Below are 2,270 nucleotides of genomic sequence, written 5' to 3'. Positions count from 1 at the left end.
CAGTTCAGTTTCTTCAGTGATAAAAAACCGGAGAGGTTCAGTTTAGTGAGAAGATTATTCTGGCAGTAAAGGGTATTCAGTGATCTGGTGTCCGGCAGTTTCAGAGTCTGTATACTGTTGGAAGAACAGTCCAGATATTTCAAACCGGAAAGACGGCTTAAGTTCAGGGTATCCAGGAGATTGCCGGAACAGATAAGCTTTTCCAGTGATGGCATAGATGCAGGTTTAAGAGCGCGCAGATTACAGTTGCTGCAATCCAGTTCTTTCAGTCTGGAAAAACGGGAGAAATCAAAATCATCAAGAACAACAGAAGAGATGTTTAATTTCTCCACAGAAAAACTTTTGGGAAGACTGATGGAACTGTTGCTCCCACAGTTGTTAAAGGAGATGTCAAGATCTTTCAGTTTTTTGCATGAGGAGAGATCCAGACTGAGCAGATTGTTGTGCGAGCAGTTCAGAGATTTCAGAACTGTGTTGGCTGATACATCGAGAAACAGCAGTTCATTGTCAGAACAGTCCAGGGTTTTCAGATTATAAAAATATTCGATGCCTTCCAGGGAATCGACTGACATGGAAGGAATACTGATTTCTGTGCACATGGAGATTTCCTCGTCAGAGAGAAGCCCGTTGCGATCTGTATCAATGTTTTCGGAAATCCATTTTTGGAAAACAGGGTCTGCAAATCCACTGTCAGCAGTGATCGGAATGGAATTTCCGGAAGCAGATATATCTGCAGTGTCTTTGGCGTATGTTGCTTCATCAGGAGTGATTTCGTCAGAAAATGCCGGATCGTCGGGCAGTTCAACCGGAAATACCGGATCATCGACCGATTCATCCGAAAATACCGGATCATCGGGTGCTTCATCCGAAAATGCCCATGGTGTCTGAATATTGGTAAGGGTTAGAAGTGAGCATAGAATAAAAACCGGAAATTTTTTCTTTTTCATTATGTAAGCCCTCCTTGTTTTGAATATTTGGGTGTATATGGATTTTCTGATACAGTGATCCGGGACAGAATAGATTCTGGCCACAAATATAATCTTTATATCCAGTATACAGTTGGAACAAGGAGATGTCTATTAACTATTGGTTAGAAGTTATCCTGAGAGGTGTTTTGGTGTTACTGTGAACGGAGTGAACAGTAACATTTTGGTAAAATAATTATAGCAATTCCATAAAATACCGGAATTGCTATAATTGTTCTTTGATCTTAATCAATTTTTTCCATTGAATCTTTTGCATTCTGAAGCACTGTGTCAAAAGCAACTGCGGCTTTTGCATATTCTTCGTCGCTTTCGATGTTGGAAAGCATCGGATCACCGCTCTCAGTACGGGCAAATGCGTAGAGGTAAACCTCGCCGCTTTCATTCTGACCGTTCTCATCAAGTGGGAGAAGTGCGATATATTCCTTCGCATCTACCGGGAAAACGGTGAGGATCGCACATTCTACCTCTGTATCGTCTTCCATGGTAAGGGTGATTGTCTTGTGGTTTTCAACAGGATCGCATCCGCCGGCTGAACTGCATCCACCACCGCAGGAAGCGCAGTCACTCGGGTTACATCCGCCAGCTGTAAATTCGTCACTCATTTTATATTCCTCATTCTTTCTTATTTATCAGGGACTATGTTTATCTGATGTCAGTTCATTGTAGCAGAAACCGGAAAAAAATGCAATGAGCAGAAACCGGAGAAAAAGAGGTTTTTTACAGTCATGAAACGTGCTATAATAGACCAGAAGTGTTCAGGGGAGAATCGTTAGCAAATGCTGAACAGGGCTAATAAGAAAACAAAGGGGATCAGTTGATTATGAAATTAATCTCATGGAATGTAAATGGTATACGTGCATGCATTGGCAAAGGGTTTGAAGAGAGCTTTGCAGCACTTGATGCGGATATTTTCTGCCTGCAGGAAACGAAATGCCAGCAGGGGCAGGTGAAGCTGGAACTTCCGGGATATTATCAGTACTGGAATTATGCCAACAGACGGGGATATTCCGGAACTGCTGTTTTTACAAAGAAAGAGCCACTGTCTGTGGTGTATGGAATTGGAATTGAGGAACATGACAAAGAAGGGCGTGTGATCACCCTGGAATATGAAAAATTTTATCTGGTGACTGTATATACACCAAATTCCCAGAGTGAACTGCGCAGACTGGAATACCGTATGCACTGGGAAGAGGATTTTCTGGCATACTTGTTGAAATTGCAGGAAAGTAAGCCTGTGATCTGCTGCGGGGATTTCAATGTGGCACATCAGGAGATCGACCTGAA

The 2,270-nt window shown here is 42.4% G+C and carries 3 protein-coding genes; 1 reads left to right on the top strand and 2 read right to left on the bottom strand.

What is annotated here, in order from left to right; translation table 11 throughout:
- Together AC075J_RS18045 and AC075J_RS18040 are read right to left on the bottom strand one after the other, a co-directional pair.
- Window positions 1–947, bottom strand: a 947-nt coding sequence (locus AC075J_RS18045; protein WP_476390583.1) for a leucine-rich repeat domain-containing protein, incomplete at its 3' end; no start/stop codon positions are given.
- Between the two features lie 263 nt (window positions 948–1,210).
- Complete coding sequence (locus AC075J_RS18040; RefSeq protein ID WP_008707569.1) at window positions 1,211–1,588, bottom strand: DUF1292 domain-containing protein; 378 nt, start codon at window positions 1,586–1,588, stop codon at window positions 1,211–1,213.
- Between the two features lie 218 nt (window positions 1,589–1,806).
- On the opposite strand from AC075J_RS18040, the gene AC075J_RS18035 reads away from it, so the two are divergent.
- A partial coding sequence (locus AC075J_RS18035) for an exodeoxyribonuclease III (protein WP_476390582.1) occupies window positions 1,807–2,270 on the top strand: 464 nt, incomplete at its 3' end.

It is taken from the genome of Blautia sp. ZXY-1-C6, from assembly GCF_056339875.1.
The sequence above is the reverse complement of the archived record's forward strand: the minus strand, read 5'-3'. Positions and strand labels throughout refer to the sequence as shown.

Coding starts and splice junctions, on each gene's coding strand:
- AC075J_RS18040 (WP_008707569.1), bottom strand. CDS start 1,588: ATGAGTGACGAATTTACAGCTGGCGGATGTAACCCGAGTGACTGCGCT.